This window comes from Actinomadura citrea, from assembly GCF_013409045.1.
Taxonomy (GTDB): domain Bacteria; phylum Actinomycetota; class Actinomycetes; order Streptosporangiales; family Streptosporangiaceae; genus Spirillospora; species Spirillospora citrea.
This window is the reverse complement of the sequence record NZ_JACCBT010000001.1, coordinates 8,077,569-8,097,362: the sequence shown is the minus strand read 5'-3', so window position 1 is coordinate 8,097,362 and position 19,794 is coordinate 8,077,569. Positions and strand designations below refer to the sequence as shown.

16 protein-coding genes are annotated in these 19,794 nt (G+C 73.7%); 9 read left to right on the top strand and 7 right to left on the bottom strand.

Annotated elements, in window-relative coordinates:
- Window positions 1-17: 17 nt before the first annotated feature.
- Complete coding sequence (locus BJ999_RS36995; protein ID WP_179837551.1) at window positions 18-1,301, bottom strand: ArsB/NhaD family transporter; 1,284 nt, start codon at window positions 1,299-1,301, stop codon at window positions 18-20.
- 40 nt (window positions 1,302-1,341) lie between these two features.
- Window positions 1,342-1,800 carry a CBS domain-containing protein gene (locus BJ999_RS36990; protein ID WP_179837550.1) on the bottom strand — a complete coding sequence of 153 codons (459 nt, stop codon included), beginning with the start codon at window positions 1,798-1,800 and terminating at the stop codon, window positions 1,342-1,344.
- A 348-nt stretch (window positions 1,801-2,148) separates the two neighbouring features.
- Here BJ999_RS36990 and BJ999_RS36985 point away from each other — a divergent pair, with 348 nt between their 5' ends.
- Complete coding sequence (locus BJ999_RS36985; protein ID WP_179837549.1) at window positions 2,149-2,808, top strand: response regulator; 660 nt, start codon at window positions 2,149-2,151, stop codon at window positions 2,806-2,808.
- A 9-nt stretch (window positions 2,809-2,817) separates the two neighbouring features.
- Here BJ999_RS36985 and BJ999_RS36980 read toward each other — a convergent pair whose 3' ends face one another.
- From BJ999_RS36980 to BJ999_RS36970, 3 genes are all read right to left on the bottom strand, one after another.
- Window positions 2,818-3,792 (bottom strand): HAMP domain-containing sensor histidine kinase, encoded by a 975-nt coding sequence (locus BJ999_RS36980; RefSeq protein WP_229810749.1) that lies wholly within the window; start codon window positions 3,790-3,792, stop codon window positions 2,818-2,820.
- 11 nt (window positions 3,793-3,803) lie between these two features.
- Window positions 3,804-5,225 (bottom strand): hypothetical protein, encoded by a 1,422-nt coding sequence (locus BJ999_RS36975; protein WP_179837547.1) that lies wholly within the window; start codon window positions 5,223-5,225, stop codon window positions 3,804-3,806.
- 141 nt (window positions 5,226-5,366) lie between these two features.
- Window positions 5,367-7,133 carry an acetyl/propionyl/methylcrotonyl-CoA carboxylase subunit alpha gene (locus BJ999_RS36970; protein ID WP_179837546.1) on the bottom strand — a complete coding sequence of 589 codons (1,767 nt, stop codon included), beginning with the start codon at window positions 7,131-7,133 and terminating at the stop codon, window positions 5,367-5,369.
- 206 nt (window positions 7,134-7,339) lie between these two features.
- Between BJ999_RS36970 and BJ999_RS36965 the strand changes: the two genes are divergently transcribed.
- The 4 genes from BJ999_RS36965 (at window position 7,340) to BJ999_RS36950 (ending at window position 9,917) form a co-directional block, all read left to right on the top strand.
- Window positions 7,340-8,380, top strand: a complete 1,041-nt coding sequence (locus tag BJ999_RS36965) for an SPFH domain-containing protein (RefSeq protein ID WP_229810747.1) — start codon at window positions 7,340-7,342, stop codon at window positions 8,378-8,380.
- Between the two features lie 32 nt (window positions 8,381-8,412).
- Window positions 8,413-8,742, top strand: coding sequence for a hypothetical protein (locus BJ999_RS36960; RefSeq protein ID WP_179837545.1), 330 nt, complete (start codon window positions 8,413-8,415; stop codon window positions 8,740-8,742).
- A gap of 76 nt (window positions 8,743-8,818) precedes the next feature.
- Complete coding sequence (locus tag BJ999_RS36955) at window positions 8,819-9,370, top strand: hypothetical protein (protein ID WP_179837544.1); 552 nt, start codon at window positions 8,819-8,821, stop codon at window positions 9,368-9,370.
- 277 nt (window positions 9,371-9,647) lie between these two features.
- Complete coding sequence (locus BJ999_RS36950; RefSeq protein WP_089314806.1) at window positions 9,648-9,917, top strand: WXG100 family type VII secretion target; 270 nt, start codon at window positions 9,648-9,650, stop codon at window positions 9,915-9,917.
- 132 nt (window positions 9,918-10,049) lie between these two features.
- On the opposite strand, the gene BJ999_RS36945 is transcribed toward BJ999_RS36950, so the two are convergent.
- Together BJ999_RS36945 and BJ999_RS36940 are read right to left on the bottom strand one after the other, a co-directional pair.
- Window positions 10,050-14,576 (bottom strand): FtsK/SpoIIIE domain-containing protein, encoded by a 4,527-nt coding sequence (locus BJ999_RS36945; RefSeq protein ID WP_179837543.1) that lies wholly within the window; start codon window positions 14,574-14,576, stop codon window positions 10,050-10,052.
- A gap of 38 nt (window positions 14,577-14,614) precedes the next feature.
- The gene (locus BJ999_RS36940; protein WP_179837542.1) at window positions 14,615-15,556 is read right to left on the bottom strand and encodes an NAD-dependent epimerase/dehydratase family protein; all 942 of its coding nucleotides are present in this window, start codon (window positions 15,554-15,556) and stop codon (window positions 14,615-14,617) included.
- Between the two features lie 182 nt (window positions 15,557-15,738).
- Between BJ999_RS36940 and BJ999_RS36935 the strand changes: the two genes are divergently transcribed.
- The 4 genes from BJ999_RS36935 (at window position 15,739) to BJ999_RS36920 (ending at window position 19,787) form a co-directional block, all read left to right on the top strand.
- Entirely contained in the window at window positions 15,739-16,440 is a 702-nt protein-coding gene (locus BJ999_RS36935; protein ID WP_179837541.1) for a TetR/AcrR family transcriptional regulator, read from the top strand.
- 225 nt (window positions 16,441-16,665) lie between these two features.
- The gene (locus tag BJ999_RS36930) at window positions 16,666-17,508 is read left to right on the top strand and encodes a CpaB family protein (protein WP_179837540.1); all 843 of its coding nucleotides are present in this window, start codon (window positions 16,666-16,668) and stop codon (window positions 17,506-17,508) included.
- Window positions 17,509-17,510: 2 nt separating this feature from the next.
- On the top strand, window positions 17,511-18,485 hold the full coding sequence (locus tag BJ999_RS36925) for a hypothetical protein (protein ID WP_179837539.1): 975 nt from the start codon (window positions 17,511-17,513) through the stop codon (window positions 18,483-18,485).
- On the top strand, window positions 18,486-19,787 hold the full coding sequence (locus BJ999_RS36920) for a TadA family conjugal transfer-associated ATPase (protein ID WP_179837538.1): 1,302 nt from the start codon (window positions 18,486-18,488) through the stop codon (window positions 19,785-19,787). It abuts the gene before it with no gap.
- Window positions 19,788-19,794: the final 7 nt, after the last annotated feature.

The window sequence follows — 19,794 nt, the reverse complement described above, 5'->3', positions numbered from 1 at the left end:
GCCGCTCGGAGTTCCGGCTAGAAGTAGCGCAGGGCCACGTAGACCCACGCCATCAGCGTGCTCAGCACCGTCACGATGATCCCGTACCGGGTGAACTGCCAGAAGCTGATCGGGTTGCCGGTCTTGGCGGCGATGCCGATCGCGACCACGTTGGCGCTCGCGGCGACGGCCGTCCCGTTGCCGCCGAAGTCCGCGCCCAGCGCGAACGACCACCACAGCGCCTGCGCGGTCGTGGGGTCGGGCGCGCCCGCGGCCATCCCCTCCACGATCGGCGCCATCGTCGCCGCGTAGGGGATGTTGTCGAAGAACGCGCCGAGCACGGCCGACCCGAACAGCAGGGCGGTGGCGGCGGCGAAGTAGTCGTCGCCGACCGCGTCCGCCGACCAGGTTCCGATCCTCTCGATGACGCCGGTGTGCCCGAGGGCGGACACCATCACGAACAGCCCCATGAAGAAGACCAGGACGGGCCACTCCACCTCTTCGAGGACGTCCGGGACCTGGACGCGCGACACCAGCAGCATCACGCCCGCGCCGACGAGCGCGACGACGGACGGCTCGACGTGCAGGACCGAGTGCAGCGAGAACCCGACGATGACGAGGCCGAGCACGGCCAGGCACCGGGTGAGCAGCGCCGGATCGGTGATCGCCCTGCGCTCGTCCAGCGACATCACCTCGGCCGCGTACCGCTCGTCGTACCGGAAGGAGGAGCGGAACAGCACCCGGGCCAGCAGCACGAACGCGATGAACACGACCACCACGATCGGCGCCATGTGGACGAGGAAGTCGTTGAACGTCAGCCCCGCCCGGCTGGCGATGATGATGTTCGGCGGGTCCCCGATCAGGGTCGCGGCGCCGCCGATGTTGGACGCCAGCACCTCGGCGATGAGGTAGGGGTGGGCCGGGACGCGCAGCCGGTTGCAGACGACGACCGTCACCGGCGCCACCAGCATGATCGTGGTGACGTTGTCCAGGAACGGCGAGGCGATCGCGGTGATGAGCATCAGCATCACCAGCAGCCGGTACGGCCTTCCCCTGGAGCGCTTGGCCGCCCAGATCGCCAGGTAGTCGAACAGCCCGGTGCCCTTGACGATCCCCACGATGATCATCATCCCGAGCAGCAGGAAGATGACGTTCCAGTCGATCCCGTCGTGCTCGGAGAAGAAGACCTCGGCGCCGGGGGCGAGCCCGAGCACCGTCATCACGCCGGCGGCGACGAGGACGACCTTGACCTTGTCGGCCTTCTCGGTCGCGATGAAGAAGAACGCGACCACGAAGACGGCGAGCGCCGCGACCGCGGTCACCACGCGCCCTCTCGCCGGGCGCCGGCGGGGGAGCCGTCCCTCAGTCGCCGGGCCTGGTCAGCGCCAGCGCCGACAGCAGCCGGTCGAGCGTGACCGCGCCGGCCAGCAGGCCCGCCTCGTCCACCACGGCGACGAGGGGGCTGCGCTGCCGCGCCATCAGGGTGGCGAGCTCCAGCAGCGTCGCGGACGTCCTGACGAGCACCGGGCGGGGAGTGGGCGTTGCGAGGCAGTCGCCGACCGTGAGGTCGCGGATCTCGTGCCAGAAGACGTCGGCGTGCGCCTCGTCCACCGTCCGCGTCAGCGCCGGATCCTCCTGGTAGGCGACGGGGACCGCCAGCCGCAGCACCTGCGTGCCCGGCAGGACGACCCGGGGGCGCTGCGCCTCGTCGATGACGATCAGACCGGGCAGCCGCCCGAGCGCCATGACCTGGATCGCGTGGGCGATCGAGTCGCCCAGGGTCACGGTGGGCACCTGTACGGCGATGTCCCGCGCTTGCATGGTGTCCTTTCGGCTTCCGGAAAGCCTGGTCCTCCGGGTGGATAAGGTCCTCCTTCTGGCGCCGGGGGCGGACCCGTCACGGGACGGCCTCCGCGGTGCCATGGGCGGGGGACGGTGCCCACCGCCCGTACGCCGTGCCATGCGTCCACCCCTTTCGTCCTGCGGCTTCCAGTCTTTTCGGCGGAGGCCCGCGTCCCCATCGGGCGCGTCACCCATATCGGGGGGTGCGGATCATGTATTCGCAGGCGGCGGCCGGGCCCTCCCGGGCGGCGCGCCTAGGATGAGGGCGAGACCGCGGGCGATCGGTGCGCACGGGGAGGCGGTGATCGGGTGCACGCGGGAGGCTTCGTGCACACCCGGGAGTCGGCCACCCGGATCCTGCTCGCCGACGATCACGCGCTGGTGCGCCGGGGGCTGCGCCTGATCCTGGACGCCGAGCCCGACCTGACCGTGGTGGCGGAGGCCGCCGACGGGGCGGAGGTGCTCGACGCGCTCGCCGCGGGCGGCGTCGACCTGGCGATCCTCGACATCGCGATGCCGCGCATGACGGGGCTGCAGGCCGCGCGGGAGATCTCCCGCCGCTTCCCCGACGTGCGGACGCTGATCCTGTCGATGTACGACAACGAGCAGTACCTGTTCGAGGCGCTGAAGGCGGGCGCGTCCGGGTACGTGCTGAAGTCCGTCGCCGACCGCGACCTGCTGCACGCCGTCCGCGCCGCGATGCGCGGCGAGCCGTTCCTGTACCCGGCGGCCGTGACCGCGCTGATCCGCGAGTACCTCGACCGGGACCGGCGCGGGGAGGGGCAGGCCGGCATCCTGACGCCGCGCGAGGAGGAGATCATCAAGCTGGTAGCGGAGGGCTACTCCTCCAAGCGGATCGCCGAGACCCTCACGATCAGCGTCAAGACCGTGGACCGGCACCGCGCCAACATCCTCGGCAAACTCGGGATGCGCGACCGGCTGGAGCTGACGAAGTACGCGATCCGCGTCGGGCTCGTCGAACCCTGAGGGGCGGGGTCAGGCCCGGCGGGCGCCGCTCGGCGGGACGACCAGTCTCACCTCGGTGCCGCCGCCGTCCGCCGGGCCGATCGTCAGTTGCGCGCCGATGAGCATCGCGCGCTCCCGCATCCCGTGGATGCCGGAGCCCACCCTGTCCGGCGGGCCGGTCCCGTCGTCGGCCACCCGCAGGACGACGCGCCCCTCCTCGTCCTCGGTGAGCGACAGCTCGGCGTTCCGCGCGCCCGAGTGCCGCCACACGTTCGTCAGGCTCTCCTGCGCGATCCGGTAGATCACCAGTTCGGCGTCCGCGCCGAGCCCCTCAGGCCCGGGCTGGACGCGGCGGGTCACGCGCGGGCCGCCCGTCCCGGAGAAGTCCGTGGCGAGGGCGGTGAGCGCGCTGGTCAGCCCCAGGTCGTCCAGGACGCCGGGGCGCAGCCGGCGGGCGACGCGGCGCACCTCGTCCAGGCTGGACCGGACGGCCTCCTGGACGTCCCGCAGCTCTTCCGCGACCTCCTCCGGCGCCCGGTCCACCACCGACTTCAACTCCAGCAGCACCACGGTGAGGGTCTGGCCGATCTCGTCGTGCAGCTCCTGGGCGATGCGGCGGCGCTCCGCCTCCTGCGCGTCCAGCACGAGGGCGGTGCTGGTGCTGCGGTCGGCCTCCAGCCGGTCGAGCATCGCGTTGAACTGCTCGACGACGTGGAACAGGTCGCCGTTGCCGCCGGCCGGCAGCCGGTCGCCGGAGCGCAGCGAGTCCATGCGCGCCATCAGCGCGGTGAGCCCCTCCAGCGGCGCCAGGCCGGCGCGCAGCAGGAGGGCGTTCGCCGCGACCATGACCGCCAGGCCGCCCAGCAGCACGAGGAACTCGCCCAGCAGGATCGGCGTCGACACGGTGACGGGTCCCACCGCCAGCACGAGGGTGCCGACCACGAAGATCAGGCCGTTGATGCCGAGGATGCGCCAGAAAAGCGCGGACACGGGTGTCCTGCTCACGGGCACGCCCCTCAGAAGCCGCCGAAGTCGCCGCCTCCGCCGCCGCCCCCGAAGTCGCCCCCGCCGAAGTCCCAGCCGCCGCCGATGTCGCCGTCACCCCCTCCGAAGTCGCCTCCGCCGAAGCCTCCGCCGAAGCCGCCGCCCCACATCGAGCCGAGCGCGGTGCCGATCAGCAGGCCGCTGAGCAGGTCGACCCCGCCGTAGCCGTAGTAGTAGCCGCCGGCGTAGGGCGCGTACGCGGGACCCGCGTTCCAGTACGGCTGCCGTCCCCCGCCCATCGGGACCATGCGGACGTCCGGGTCGTTCCCGTGCAGGACGGCCTCCGCGTCGGCCGCGCACGCCGGGACGGAGCGGGCGACCCCGCCGGGCGGCGCCCAGGTCACGTCCTGGACGGACGGCCCGTGCTGCGGGTTGAAGAAGCAGGGCGCGCGCCGCTCGGGCACCGGGTCCCCGGCGAGCCGGGCGCGCGTCGCGGTCATGTGGTAGCGGCCGTCCTCCAGCGCCGTCGCGACCTCCTGCATGTCCTGGGGCCGGACGGCGCGCCCGGTCGCTGACTTGGCCCGGTCGTAGGAGTTCATCGCCTGCTCGTAGTCGGCGCGGGTGTCGGGATCCAGGCCGCTGTCCATGACGTTCAGGTCGAGGCGGGCGATGTCCTCGCCGAGGAGCGTCACGTCCTCCTGCACGCCGGCCTTGAGGTCGGCCATCTCGCGGGCCGCGCGCTCCCGGCGCTTCTTCCGGGCGTTGAGCATGACGCCCGTGATGGCCGCCACCACGAGCACGAGCACGCCGAGCAGCACGTAGCCGACCGTCGCGCTGGACCGGGAGTCGCTGTCGACCTTCTTCTCGGCGAGCCCGCCGAACTGGATCAGCCGCTGCTTCAGCGGCGCGCCCTCCGTGCGGGTGACCATCTGGTTGATCTCCGCGCGGTCCAGCTTCTTGGAGACCGCGCCCATCCGGGCGCCGTCGGCGGTGATCGCGACGTAGGTCCCGCCCTTGCCGACGCGCTCGGCGACGGCCGGGAGCAGTTGCCGGACCTCGGTACCCGTGACGTCGTTGCGGACGACGACGGCGCGGATGTCGGCGTCGCTGTCGCCGCCCAGGGACGTCTCGATCTCGTTCCGGTCGGCCTGGGACAGCGGGTTCCCGGCACCGCTGGTCACGTACAGCCGCGAGTCGATCAGACCCTTGGCGATCTGGCCGACGGTGTCGTCGGCCGCCGCCCGCGGGACCGCCGCCCGCACGGCCGCGGCCGGCGTCCCGGTCGTCTGTGCTCCCGCGGTTCCCGACGTCGTCGCGGTCTTCGGTTCGGTGGCCTGCGACGCGGCGGCGCCCGCCGGGGCGGCCAGGGCGAACGCCGGGGCGGCGACGACGGCGATGATCGCTGCGGCGGCGCCCCCGCGAGCCGCCCGGACGGCCCGGTTCTCGGTGCTCATATGTACAGTCTGCCCACGTGAACGCGCCGATACGTCCTTCGCCGGACGGATTTGCGCACGCCCGTATGGGGACCGCCCCCCATCCCCGCCCAGGACCCGTGTCTCAGGGCCCCGGACGGGGGTGCGGCTCGGCGGCCGCGGTCAGGAGTCCTTGATCTCGCAGATCACGGCGCCCGCGGAGACGGTCTGGCCCACCTCGGCGGACAGGCCGGTGAGCGTGCCCGCCTTGTGCGCGGTGAGCGGCTGCTCCATCTTCATGGCCTCCAGGACCACGATGGTGTCGCCGGCCGCCACGGTCGCGCCCTCCTCAACGAGGAGCTTGACGATGGTGCCCTGCATCGGGCTGACCAGGGAGTCGCCGGACGCCTGCGCTCCGCCGCCCTTCTTGGCGCCGCGCCGCTTGGCGGGCCCCGCCTTGCCAGCGACGGGGGCGGCGGAGGCGCCGAATCCGGCGGGCAGGACGACCTCGATGCGGCGGCCGCCGACCTCGACGGTGACGCGCTCGCGCTCGCCCTCGTCCTCCTCGCCCGCGGGGGGAGCCTCGTGGGGAGGGATCTGGTTGTCGAACTCCGTCTCGATCCACCGGGTGTGGACGCTGAACGGGGTCTCGTCGTCGGCCGGCACGAACGCCGCGTCGTCCAGCACCGCCCGGTGGAAGGGCAGGACGGTCGGCATGCCGTCGATGACGAACTCGGCGAGGGCGCGGCGGGACCGCTCGACCGCCTGCCGCCGCGTCGCGCCCGTCACGATCAGCTTGGCGATGAGCGAGTCGAACTCCTGCGGGACGGTCTGCCCGGCCTCGTAGCCGGCGTCCAGGCGGACGCCGGGGCCCGTCGGGGGATGCCAGGCGGTCAGGGTGCCGACGGCGGGCAGGAACCCGCGACCGGCGTCCTCGGCGTTCAGCCGGAACTCGATCGAGTGGCCGCGCAGCTCCGGGTCGCCGTAGCCGATCTCCTCGCCGTCGGCGACGCGGAACATCTCGCGGACGAGGTCGACCCCGGCGACCTCCTCGGTGACGGGGTGCTCGACCTGGAGGCGCGTGTTGACCTCCAGGAACGAGATCGTCCCGTCCTGGCCGACGAGGAACTCGCACGTCCCGGCGCCGACGTAGCCGGCCTCCTTCAGGATCGCCTTGGACGAGGAGTACAGCAGCTCCAGCTGCTCCTGCGACAGGTACGGCGCCGGCGCCTCCTCGACGAGCTTCTGGTGGCGCCGCTGGAGCGAGCAGTCGCGGGTGGAGACCACGACCACGTTGCCGTGCTTGTCGGCCAGGCACTGCGTCTCGACGTGCCGGGGCTTGTCGAGGTACCGCTCGACGAAGCACTCGCCGCGCCCGAAGGCGCCCACGGCCTCGCGGACGGCCGACTCGTACAGCTCGGGCACCTCCTCCAGCGTCCGGGCGACCTTCAGGCCGCGCCCGCCGCCGCCGAACGCGGCCTTGATCGCGATGGGCAGGCCGTGCTCGCGCGCGAACGCGACGACCTCGTCCGCGCCCGAGACCGGGTCGGCGGTGCCGGCGACCAGCGGCGCGCCGACCCGCTGCGCGATGTGCCGGGCCTGCACCTTGTCGCCGAGCGCGGTGATCGCGGCGGGCGGCGGACCGATCCAGGTCAGCCCCGCGTTCTGCACCGCCGCGGCGAAGTCGGCGTTCTCCGCGAGGAACCCGTAGCCGGGGTGGACGGCGTCCGCGCCCGACTCCGAGGCGATCTTCAGCAGCTTGTCGATGTCCAGGTAGCTCTCCGCCGCCGTCCGCCCGCCCAGGGCGAACGCCTCGTCGGCGACCCGAACGTGCAGCGCCTCCAGATCGGGCTCGGCGTACACCGCCACACTGGCCAGCCCCGCGTCGCGGCAGGCACGGGCGATACGGACCGCGATCTCGCCGCGGTTGGCGATCAGGACTTTGCGCACGTGGGTCTCCTCCTTCAACCTCGCAGGCAGTCTAGATAACCCCGATCCCAGGTTTTCGTAAGCCCCTCCTTATTGGGGGTGAGGTCCCGGATAGCGGGAGGAATCACGAGAAAGCGGTACCCCCGCGGGGATCCCGGCGAGGCTCCGCTCCGTCTCATCCGGGAACCCGCGGCAGAACCCCCCGTGCGGGTGTGAGAGGAGCCATCGTGGCCGAGAAGAAGACGTCCGCCGGCAGGGAGCGGGCCGGTGCGACCCGGCTCTCCGGGGCGAGGGCGCCCAGCAGGCGCACCGCCATCATCGCCGCCGTGCTGCTGGTCGTCGTGGGATGGCCGGTGCTGAGCGCGCTCTTCGGCGGCTACGAGCGCACCGGCGGCGGCGAGATCGCCGTCGTCCGCAACGGCGGGTTCTTCGACAACAACAGGATCCGGCAGGTCATCGACCCCGGATCCGGCCGCGTCTGGATCGGGCTCTACTCGCAGGTCCACAAGTACCCGGCCCAGCAGCGCTTCTACACGATCACCTCGGACGCCGGGAAGGGCGACGAGTCCGGCGTTGACGTCGTCACCGTCCCGAGCTCGGACGGCGTCAACATGGGCATCGAGGGGACGCTGTACTTCACGCTCAACCAGGACCACCAGGCCCTCAGGCAGTTCGACGACAAGTACGGCACCCGCAAGTTCCGCAGCGCGGGCGGCGACACCTACAACGTCTACGACGGCGACAAGGGCTGGTCGGCCTTCCTCGACCAGATCGTCCGGCCGGTGATCGACAACGACCTGCGCAGCCAGATCAACAGCTTCCGCTGCGCCGAGCTCGTCTCCTCCTGCGCCCTCGTGCAGAACTCCTCCGCGCCGAGGAACGTCCAGGCCGCGGGGCAGCAGGCGCAGAGCAACAACGGCTACATCGCCAAGGTGCAGAACGCGATCAACACGAGCCTGGCCGCGGACCTGGAGCAGACGCTCGGCGGCAGGTTCGTCACCAACATCCACTTCAACCTGGTGCGCATCACCCTGCCGTCCAAGGTGCAGGACGCGGTGGACCGCGCGCAGGCCGCGTTCGCGCAGATCAGCGAGGCCCAGGCGAAGGTCGCCACGGCCAAGGCGGAGGCCTCGGCCAACAAGGCCCGCCAGGACGGCTACAACAAGTGCCCCACGTGCGCGAGGATCGAGGAGCTGAAGGCCCTCCCGCAGGGCATCACGGTCTACGCGCCCGGCAACCCGAACGGACCGCTCCTGCGGGACAAGTAGGCGCCCGAGGTGGACGCCGAGGGGAGGCGGTCGTGCGGTTCCTGATCGTTCTGGCGGCGCTGGCGGTGGTGGCCGTGGTGGTCGTCCTGCTGCTCTACGGATTCTCCGACCGGTCGTCGCGGAGCCGGGCGCGGCTGGAGGGCGGCGCCCGGTGGGAGCCGCACACCGAGTCGACCGGCGGCGTCACCGCGGTCGTCGTCCGGCGGGTCTCCCGCGGCGCCGCCGGGGACGTGCTCGCCGAGATCGGCCGCCAGACGGTCGCCACCATTCCGGACGCCGATCCGGAATGGGAGGAGCGCTACCACGAGGCGATGGCGCAGGCCCGCTCACGCGTCGCCGCACTGGAGAGCGAAGCGGACTGAACCGGCGTTCTTCCCGGGGCCCGGCCGTGTAATGTCGGCTCGGATCCATCCAGCCATTGATCAGCGGGAGAGGCCGATGGTGCGCCCGTGGCCCCGGGCCGGACTGGCGGTCGCCCTGGCCGCATGCCTGCTGGCGCCCTCGTCCGGCGTGCGCGGGGACGCCCCTGTGGTGGAGGACTACGTCACCCGCCAGCTCACCGTCGCCGCGAACTCCTACCTGGCGCGCCGGTCCCAGGCCCTCGTCCAGAAGGGCGGCCGGGAGCCCCGCGCCGCGCCCACGGAGGTGCTCGGCGTGCGGATCTCCCCGTCGCTGGTGCGGTCGCAGGAGAAGGCCGTCCGGGAGCTGGAGACCCGCAACCGCGCCCCCGTCGAGGGCGGCCCCGCCTACACCGGCGCGCGCACCCGCCTGGACGGGGGCCGCGCCGTCCGCACGGGGGACCGCATCACGCTGGAGGCGGTGGAGCACACCGAGATGCGCTACGGCAGCGGGGGCCGCGGGAAGGTCACCCAGTCCGTGCGGCGCCGGTTCGACTTCCGCGCCACCGGCGAGCAGATCACCATGGTCGGCGAACGCGTCCTGGACCCGGGGGCCCACCCGGTGAACGACCCGCTCGGCGAGAGCCGCTGACGCACCGTTTTCTCCTTTCTCGCCGCGCTCCTCCATTCGGGCCCGGAAACCGCTCTGAAACTCCCTTGACGGACAGTAATGATGCTCGTCACAAGCCATGTGACCATGGCTTCGCTGGCCACATCCGGACAGGCCGGGATGGCGGGAATGTGACCGTTTCGACGGGCGATGCACCGGGGGTCGCTGGCTGGATGTGATCGGTGGGGCGTAAGCTGGCGCCATTCCTGCGGTAGCGGCCGGAAACGTTCCAACGATCAGCGAGGAAAGGGCCGGGGCGATGGGTGACAAGCGCGGCGCCAACCTGGGCGAGCTAGAGGAACTGTCCCGCATCTTCAGCAAGCACTCCCGCAACCTCGACGCCCTCATCAAGGACCTCAACGGCCGCACCGTGAGCAGCAGCGCGGCCTGGTGGGGCCCCGGGGCCGACCGCTTCCGCGCCTCCTGGGCCGAGGCCAAGACCGCCTTCGACAAGATGGCCGTCGCCCTCGAACAGGGCAGCCAGGACATCCGCCGGTCCCAGCAGAACATCGAGGCCGCCACGCGCTGAGCCTCCGCGAACCGCGGGTCCCGGCCCATCCCCCCGAGGCCGGGACCCGCCTCTTTCTCTGCCCGGCCTTTCTCGCCCGGCGTTTCCCTGCCGGGCTTTCCTCGCCCGGCGAGGAACGCCGGGCGAAGGCGATCAGTCGGCGCTGACCGGAGGCGGAAGCGCCACCTGGATCCGGGTGGTGGCGCCCGCGGCGACGAACAGGCCGCGCCCGGTGGGCCCGCCCAGCGGCGCGTTGCGGGGCAGGCGGAGCCCGAACAGGTCGCCGTCGTCCGGCGAGTCCACCGACAGCAGGACGCCCGACCGGGAGCGCCGGGTGTCGGACAGGAAGCCCCGGTAGCCGCGGCCCAGATCGTCGGTGGTGCCGCCGATGACGACGGCGTGCTCCCCGTCGCGGGCGGTGCGCAGGACGTCGGTCAGGGCCTCGTCCAGCTCGGTCTCGTCCAGGAGTTCGGCGTCGTCCACGACCACGGTGTAGCGGTGCTCGTCTCCGATCGCGCGTTCCAGGTCGCCGGCGTCGGCGTCGGAGGTGAGCACGCCGAGCACGCCGGGCCGGCCCGACAGCAGGCGGAGCGGGGAGCGGCGCGGAGTGACCAGGACGACCGGCACGAGCCCGCCGCCGACCGCGGGGTCGAGCAGCGACTGGACGATCGTCCGCAGCGTCGTCGAGCGGCCCGAGCGGGGCGGCCCGGCGACGGCGAACCCCGGGCCCTCGCCCAGCAGGTCGATCCCGACGGGCGCGAGCGTGTCGCCGCCGACGCCGACCAATGCCCACAGCGCCGACGGGGCCAGGAACTCCGGGTCGAGCGACATCGCCTCCCGGTAGGTGACGCGGACGGGCAGCTCGTCCACGTGCAGGGGACCCCGGCGGCGCGGCAGCCGGCCGTAGCGGGACACGCAGGCGCGGGCGATCTCCTGGAGGGCCGCGACCTGGGACGCGCCGGACGCGTCGTCCCCGAGGAGCGCGATCTGCGACTCGCGGGGCGGCGCGCCGGGCCCGGCGGGCTCCAGGGCGCGGCCGGGCGGCATCTCGGCCGGGATCTGCCTGTCCTGCAGGCCGCCGTACCCGTAGTCGTTCGGGTCGGCCATGCGCAGGATGAGGCGGCGGTCGAAGACGGTGGAGACCTGGCCGCCGAGACCGGAGCGGTCTCCGGTGAACACGGCGCGCAGGCCGGCCGCGGCGCCCTCGCGCAGCAGCCGGACGACCTGGTCCACGAGGCGTCCGTAGTCGTAGTGCTCGAACGCGCCGAGGAAGCCCTCCCAGCGGTCGAGGAGCAGGACCATCCACGGGAGGCGGTCGGTGGCGGCGACGGCGGCGCGCTGCTCGGCGAGCGAGGAGAACCCCGCCTCGGCGAGCACCTGCTGGCGGCGGGCGACCTCGGCGGTGAGCGCGGCGAGGAGCCGCTCGCAGCGGTCGAGCTGGTCACGGGTCACGACGGCGCCGCAGTGCGGCAGGGAGACCAGCGGGAGCAGCGCGTTCGCGCCGCAGTCGACGGCGTACACGTGCACGTCGTAGGGGGAGCAGGCGCCCGCGAGGGATCCCGCGATCGTGCGCAGCGCCGTGGAGCGGCCCGACTGCGCGGACCCGGCGACGTAGAGGTGGCCGCCGGTCGCGAGGTCGAGCGTCAGCTCCTCGCGGGACTGGACGGCGGGCAGGTCCGTGACGCCGAACGGGACCGGTGGGACGTCCACGACGGAGCCGCCCGCGGCGATGCGGGGCGCCAGCGCGACGCGCTCGGGCAGCGGGCTCAGCCACGGCGACGGCTGCCGGGCGATCCCGGCGCGGCGGGCGGCCTCGTCGACCGCCTGGACGAGCACGCCGAGGTCGGTGGCGAGCACCGCGTCGTCGGCCGCCTCGCGCGGCGCGGGCAGCGGACGGCCGAGGCCCTGCCACGGCAGCGGGTGGACGGTCGGACCGCCGGACCCGGCTCCGGCGCCGGGGCGGCGGCCCCCGATCCGCGCCGACTGGACGGCCTGCGGCGACGACACCCCGGAGCGGACGTAGCAGCGCCCGGGCGTGGACTTGGAGATCTGCGCCGCGTCCGGGGAGTCCAGGACGTCGGCGGACTCGTCGGGGTCGGTGACGCGCAGCGCGATGCGCAGGTTGGTGTTGGCGCGGATGTCGGCGGTCACGACCCCGGCGGGACGCTGCGTGGCGAGGATCAGGTGGACGCCGAGGGAGCGGCCCCGGCGGCCGATGTCGACCAGGCCGGCGACGAAGTCGGGCAGCTCGGTGACCATGGCGGCGAACTCGTCGATGACGAGGACGAGCCGCGGCATGGCCGGCAGCCCCGGATCGGCCGGCCGCAGGTCGTCGTAGTCGTCGATGTCCTTGGCGCCCGCGCCGAGCAGGATCTCCTCGCGGCGGCGGAGCTCGGCGGCGAGCGACTCCAGGGCGCGCTCGGTGGCGTGGCCGTCCAGGTCGGTGACCATGCCGACGGTGTGGGGGAGGTTCGCGCAGTCCTTGAACGCCGCGCCGCCCTTGTAGTCGATGAGGACGAACGTCATCTCGTCGGGGCGGTTCGCCACGGCGAGCGAGGCGATGAGGGTCTGGAGCAGTTCCGACTTGCCCGCGCCCGTGGTCCCGGCGATGAGGCCGTGGGGGCCGTCCACGCGCAGGTCGATCTCGTAGCGGCCGCCCGAGGCGAGGCCGACGGGGACGCGGGTCGTCCGCCCGCCCGTCCTGCTCCACGACTGCAGGACGTGCTCGGCCGTGGGCTCCGGCATGTCGAGGACGTCCAGGAGCCGCACCTCGGCCGGGAGCGAGTCCTCGGCGTCCTCGCGGGAGACGTCCCGGACGGGGGCCAGCGCGCGCGCCACCCGGTCGGTCCAGGTCGCGGACACCTGGTCGGCCAGGACGGGGCCGAGGACGTCCAGGCCCTGCCCCTGGAGCAGCATCGTCGAGTGCCGCTGCGTGTCCCAGGCGGCGACGGCGCGGCACTCCTCGGGGAGCATCCGCTCCTCGTCGTCCACGCAGACGGCGTAGAGCCCGTACTCGGGGCCGCGCGACAGCAGCATCGGCATCCCGGGGATGCGGCGCAGCGCGCGGGCGCCGTCCAGGACGATCAGGATGTTGTACGGGGCGCCGTCGGCCGGCCGGGCGCCCTGCCCGAAGAACGACGACTCGGCCTGCGCGGCCCGCCGCCGCTCGGTCACCCGGATCGCCAGTTCGGTGACGCGGTGCGCCGCCGACTCGGGGTCGGTGCCGACGAGGGCCACGCAGTCCTCGCCCTCGCGCGGCGCGCAGTGCGGCAGCCAGCGCACCCAGTTCCACTCGTGCCCGGCGTTCTGGTCCGCGGACAGCACGACGATGGCCAGGTCGCGGGGGCTGTGCAGCGCGGCGGCCTGCGCGACCAGCCAGCGGGCCAGGGCGCGCGAGGCGTGCCGGGGCCCGGTCAGGCCGATGACGCCCAGCTCGGTGAGGGGCAGCACCACCGGGACCTGCCGGGCCTTCGGGACCCGGATCCCGTTCCCGCCGTGGGAGGACGGCTCCTCGGGCCCCGCCTGCCCGTCTCCGGGGCCGCCCGCCGCCTCGGTGTCCCCGGTCAGCTCGATGCGGGCGGGCAGGTCGGCGAGGCCCACCCGCAGGTGGAGGACGTCGGGGTCGTCGCGGCGGCGCTCCCACAGGCGGCGCCGCGGGCCCGTCGCGGTGAGCAGGACCTCGGCGGGGTCGGGGTGCAGCGCGCGGCGCTCGGCCTCGTCCTCGCGCCGCAGCCGCTCCAGCTCGCCGTCGAACTCGCCCGCCTTGCGGTGGTACTCCTTCAGCGACTTCTTGTAGGACTTGCGGCCGTGCATCCGGTCGCCGAGCCACTCGCCGAGCGTCATCACCGGCCAGGCCAGCGCGAACAGCGCCCACCACCACTGGCCGAGCCCGAACGCCATGGCGAGCCCGAACGCCGAGAACAGCAGCGCGCCGAAGAGCCGGAGCCGCTCGCGCGGGTTGCGCTCGGGACGCTTCGGGACCTCCAGCGTCCGCGCCCGCCGTGGCCGGTTCAGCCGCGGCGGCCGGTTGAACGCGAGGCCGCCCTCGGGCAGCGGCTCCAGATGGGTGTCGGGGGCGGCGCACGGCGCGAGGGCCAGCACGCTGGCCCCCACCGTCAGCAGCGCGCCCATCGGCCACGCCGTCTTCGCGCCGAGAGGCGTCCCGTCCAGCACGACCGCCCCCTGCATCGTCAGGGCGGACGCCTCGACCTGGACGGCCGCGCGCTCGACCGTGAGCCGCAGGGACCGGGCCGGGACGGACGGGTCGTCCAGCACCACGTCGACGTCGTGCCCGGACCCGATCGTGCAGACGCCGAGCCCCAGCCGGTGCACGGACCCGGCCGCGGGGCCGCCGACGACGCGCACCTCGACCAGCCCGGTCGGCTCGGTCAGCACGGTCGCGGCGGCGCCGCGCCGCTCGACCGCCACGACGGCGCCGTCCCGCAGCTCCTTCACCGCCAGCGCCTGCGGGTCCAGCATGCGGCCGTCCATCCAGAGGGCCTTGCGCGCGCCCCTGGACAGCAGCGCGTCCTTGGAGAAGCGCGGCGCGGGCACGGCGGGACGGCCGTCCAGCGTGGCGGCGAGCGTCTGGGCGACGCCGTCGACGGTGGCCTCGGAGTCGAGGTTCAGCACGACGTCGCGGGGGCCTCCACCGGTCAGTGCCGTGAACGAGATCCGCATCCGAGCCCTCCGACGTCCTCGGGACAACCGGGCCTAGCTTAATTACCCGCCCCCTCCGCCATCCGGGAAGCCGACACGACCGTCTTCAGGGCGTCGTCCAGCGGCGTCGGAGCCATCCCGAAAGTCGACTCGAACGCCGAAGAGTCCAGGATGTAGGGCTTGTCGAACTGGTACCGGGTCTCCCGCAACTCCCGGAGCATCGGCGAGAGGTACCCGGCCGCGTGGAAGACCGCGCGGGGCACCTCGCGGATGCGCGGCGCCGGCGCCCCCGCGATCTCGCACAGCCGCTCGCCGACCTCGACCGTGGACACCGCCGGGCCGGTGGGGACGTGCCAGGGCCGTCCCCAGGCGCGCTCGTCCGTCCCGGCGATGGCGAGGGCCTCCGCGACGTCCGGCAGGTACGTCCACGCGTGCGGGACGGACGGGTCGCTGAAGTACGGGACGCGCCGGCCCGCCAGCAGCGGCTTCACGAACCGCGACTCGCCGATGTACGCCTGGTCGGTGCTGCGCGGCCCGTAGTAGTCGGATCCGCGCAGCTCGGTGACCCTGGCGCGGCCCGCCTCGTGCGCGGCGAGGGCGTCCTTCCACATCTTCGCCCGCACCCGTCCCTTGGTGCCGGTCGCGGCGAGGGGCAGGTCCTCGGTCATCGGCCCGTCCACCGGCCCGTACCCGTACAGGCAGCTCAGCGTCACGAGGACGGCCCCGGTGTCCTCGGCGGCCCCGAGGAAGGACGCGGCCATCGGCGGCCAGTCCTGCGCCCACCGGTGGTACTGCGGGTTGACGCAGTTGTAGAGCGCGTCGGCCCCCTTGGCGATCCGGGTGAGGCGCTCCCGGTCGGCGACGTCCGCCGCGATCCGCTCGACCCCGTCCGGGCCCGACCCGGACCGCGTCACGACGGCCACGTCGAGCCCCCGCCCGGTCAGCAGTTCGGCGAGGTGCGTCCCGACCTGCCCGGCTCCGACGATCACGTGCTTGCCCATCATGCTCTCCTTGCGATGCAGTGCTCCGTTACGAGAGCAATGCTCTCCATAGAGAGCGATGTTGTCAAGAGCAGTGCTCTCGCGATAGCTCGCCGCTCTTGGATGAGCGCGGCGCTCTGCTAGCCTCCGGGGAGACGGGCAGAGCGAGGGGGCGGCCGGAGACCGTCCCCGAGGAGGTGGGCATGGGCGCGGGGCAGACGGCGCGCGAGCGGGTCCGGGCGGAGCTGGTCCGGGAGATCACCGAGATCGCGAGGCGGCAGCTCGCCACCGAGGGCGCCGCGGGGCTGTCGCTGCGCGCGGTCGCCCGCGAGATGGGCATGGTGTCGTCGGCGATCTACCGGTACTTCCCGAGCCGCGACGACCTGCTGACCGCGCTGATCATCGACGGATACAACGCGGTCGGCGAGGCCGTCGAGCGCGCGGACGCGAAGGCCGGAGCGGAACGCCACGGCGGACGCTGGCTCGCCGTGTGCAGGGCCGTCCGGGAGTGGGCCCTCGCGCACCCGCACGAGTACGCGCTGCTCTACGGGTCGCCGGTGCCCGGCTACAAGGCCCCGGAGGACACCGTCCCCGCCGCCATGCGCGACACCGTCGTGATGTCCCGGATCGTCTCCGAGGCGCACGCGGCCGGCGCGCTCGACCCCGCCGGGCCCTGCCCGCCGCCCCCGCCCGCCAGCGCCGAGGACATGGCCCGCGCACGCGCGATGCTCCCCATGGACGTCCCCGACGACGTCATGGCGCGGGCGTTCACCGCGTGGGCCGCTTTGTACGGGACCGTCAGCTTCGAATTGTTCGGCCAGTACAACAACGTGATCGAGGAACGGGCCGCCTATTTCGACCACACGATGACCCTGCTCGCACGCCTCGTCGGCCTGGAGCCGTGACCCGGCGGGGCTTCCGGACCGTCCGGGCGGGGGTCAGTGACAGATGTGACTGGTGGTAAGTAGTCATGTGATCCGTGAATTCGCAGGTCATCGCCGTCTGCTCGGATATGGAGGCGCTTGGCTCCCGCGAATCCATTGACGCGGCCTCTCCACCCCCGCGAGCATGGATCGCTCGAAGACGCGGACTCCGGTGGGACGGGGCCGCGTCAGGGCGGGAAGGAGCGCGTGGGCAGCGCGATGAAGGCCAACCAGTCGACCATCTCCGGCGGCGGCACGGCGGGCTCGTCCGGTGGGACGGGACTCGGACGGTCGGGGCTCGGCACCTCGGGCGGGCAGCGGCTCCCCGCGTCGTCGCGCGAGCGCAAACCGGCGCTCGCCGCGCTCGCGGTGCTGCTGATCCTCGGCGGCGCCCTCGCCAGCGCCTACCTCGTGATGGCCAGCGGCGAGCGGGTGTCGGCGATCCGGATCGCCCAGCCGGTCGCGGCCGGGCAGCGGATCCCGGCGAGCGCCCTCGAAGAGGTGCAGATCGGCGACACCGGCATCCAGTACCTCAAGTGGACCGAGCGGGCGAAGGTGAGCCGGTACTTCGCGGCCGTCCCGCTGGTCAAGGGCGCGCTGCTGACCAACTCCATGATCAGCCCGGCCGACGCGCCCGCCAGCGGCCGGCTCGTCGTCGGGCTCGCTCTCAAGCCGGGCCAGATGCCCTCCGGCGACGTCTCGCGCGGCGCGCACGTCACCCTCTTCGCGGTCGGCGGCGGGACGGGCGGCGGGCCGCGCGCCGGGACCGTCCTCGCGCGGGACGCGGTCGTGCTGAACGTCGGCGGCGGGGACGACGGCGGCCCGACGCGGCTGCGCTCGGAGCAGACGAGCGTCGACGTCGCCGTGCTCCCGACGGACGCGGCGCGGGTGACGCAGGCCGCCTCGGCCGGGACGGTCGCGCTCGCGCTGATCCCGCCCGGTACGAACGTCTCGGTGCCGCCCGCGGCGCCCGAGGGGCCGGACGGCGGCGGCGTCCAGCCCGTCCCCGGAACCGGCACCCCGGGCCCAGGCACGGGCGGCGGTAACTGACGGTGGCACTCATCGCGCTCGCGGCCGACAAGGGGGCGCCGGGCGTCACGACCGCGGCGGTCGCGCTCGGCGCCGTGTGGCCGCGTCCCGTGCTGGTCGCCGAGTGCGACCAGGCGGGCGGCGACCTGGTCTACCGGCTGCCCTCCGCCCAGCCCGACGGCGACGCCGACGGCGGCACGCTCAACCCCTCGCGCGGGCTGCTCAGCCTCGCCGCCACGGCCCGCCGCGGGCTGCGCCCCGACCAGGTCGCCGAGCACTGCCAGCGGCTCGTCGGCGGCCTCGACGTGCTCGTCGGCGTCACCAACGCCGAGCAGGCGCAGGCGATGACGTGGCTGTGGGGGCCGCTCGGCCGGGCGTTCGCCGGCCTCGCCCCCGTCGACGTGATCGCCGACTGCGGGCGGCTCGGCGCGGCCAACCCGCTGGTCGACCTGATGCACGAGGCCGACCTCGTCGTCCTGCTCACCAGGGCCACCCTGGAGCAGGTCGCCCACCTGCGCGAGCGCGTCGCCGCGCTGACCGCGGAGCTGCGCGGCGGGCCGCCCGTCGGCGTGCTGGTGCTCGCCGACCCGCGCGACTTCCGCGGCTCCATCGCCGAGGTCGACCGGATCCTCGCGGGCGTGCGCGGCCGCGCCTCCGACGCCGCGCAGGGGCCCCCGCCCCCGGACGTCACCGTCCTCGGCGGCCTGGCCCTCGACCCGAAGGGCGCCGACCTGCTGTCCGGCAGCTGGGGCGGACGGCTGGACCGCTCGCTGCTCATCCGGTCGGCGCGCGAGGTCGCCGCCGACCTGACCGGGCGCCTGCCCGCCGCGCCCTCCGCCATGCCCCCTGCCGGGCACCCGGGGGCGCCGCCCGCGGGGAAGGCCGTCCCGTCCCCGCCGGGAAGGCCCGAGCAGCCACCGCCGCCGGGACCGCAGCCACCCCCGCAGCAGGCGCCCCACGTGCCCGCGGGCGGCGGGCCCGAGGAGGGGAGGCGCTAGATGGACCACGCTCTGGTCAAACGTCTCCGCCAGGAGGTCGGCGACCGGCTGGCCCGGCAGCGCAGGCTGGACGCCGCCAACGGGCTGCCGCCGATGTCCGGCGAGGACGAGCGCCAGTTCGCCCGCGCCCTGATCGGCCAGGTGCTGGAGGAGTACGCGCGCGGCGAGATCACCTCGGGGCGCCGGCCGCCGAACGCCGAAGAGGAGGAGGCCCTCGCCGCCGGCGTGCACGCGGCCCTGTTCGGCGTCGGCCGCCTCCAGCCTTTGCTGGAGGACCCCGAGGTCGAGAACATCGACATCAACGGCTGCGACCGCGTGTTCCTCGGCTACGCCGACGGCCGCGAGGCGATGGGCGAGCCCGTCGCCGAGAGCGACGAGGAACTGGTCGAGCTGATCCAGATCCTCGCCGCCTACAGCGGGCTGTCCTCGCGCCCGTTCGACACCGCGAACCCGCAGCTGGACCTGCGCCTCCCGGACGGCTCGCGGCTGTCGGCGGTGATGGACGTGACCGTCCGGCCCGCGCTGTCGATCCGCCGCGCCCGCCTCGGCAAGGTGTTCCTCGCCGACCTGGTCGGCAACGGCACGATCACGCAGGAGGTCGGGCACTTCTTCCGCGCCGCGGTGCACGCCCGCAAGAACATCATGATCGCGGGCGCGACCAACGCGGGGAAGACGACGCTGCTGCGCGCCGTCGCCAACGAGATCCCGCCGCACGAGCGGCTGATCACCGTCGAGCGCGCCCTCGAACTCGGCCTCGACGCGTTCCCCGAGCTGCACCCGAACTGCGTCGCGTTCGAGCAGCGGCTGCCGAACTCCGAGGGCCAGGGCGCGATCTCGATGGCCGAGCTGGTCCGCCGGTCGCTGCGGATGAACCCGTCCCGGGTGATCGTCGGCGAGGTGCTCGGCGACGAGATCGTCACGATGCTGAACGCGATGACGCAGGGCAACGACGGGTCGCTGTCGACGATCCACGCCAACTCCTCGGCGGAGGTGTTCAACCGCGTCGCCACGTACGCGATCCAGTCGGAGGAGCGGCTGCCGGTCGAGGCGACCCACATGCTGATCGCGGGCGCGATCGACTTCGTCGTGTTCATCGAGAAGCGCAACGAGTACGCCTCCGGCGGCCGGCTGCGCCGCTACGTGGCCAGCGTCCGGGAGGTCACCGGCGTGGACGGGCGCGTGCTGTCCTCGGAGATCTTCGCGCTCGGGCCCGCCGGATACGCCGTGCCCGCGGCCCCGATCGCGTGCATCGCCGACCTCGTCGACCACGGCTACGACCCGGCCGCCGGGGGTGCCTGGTGAGGCGCGG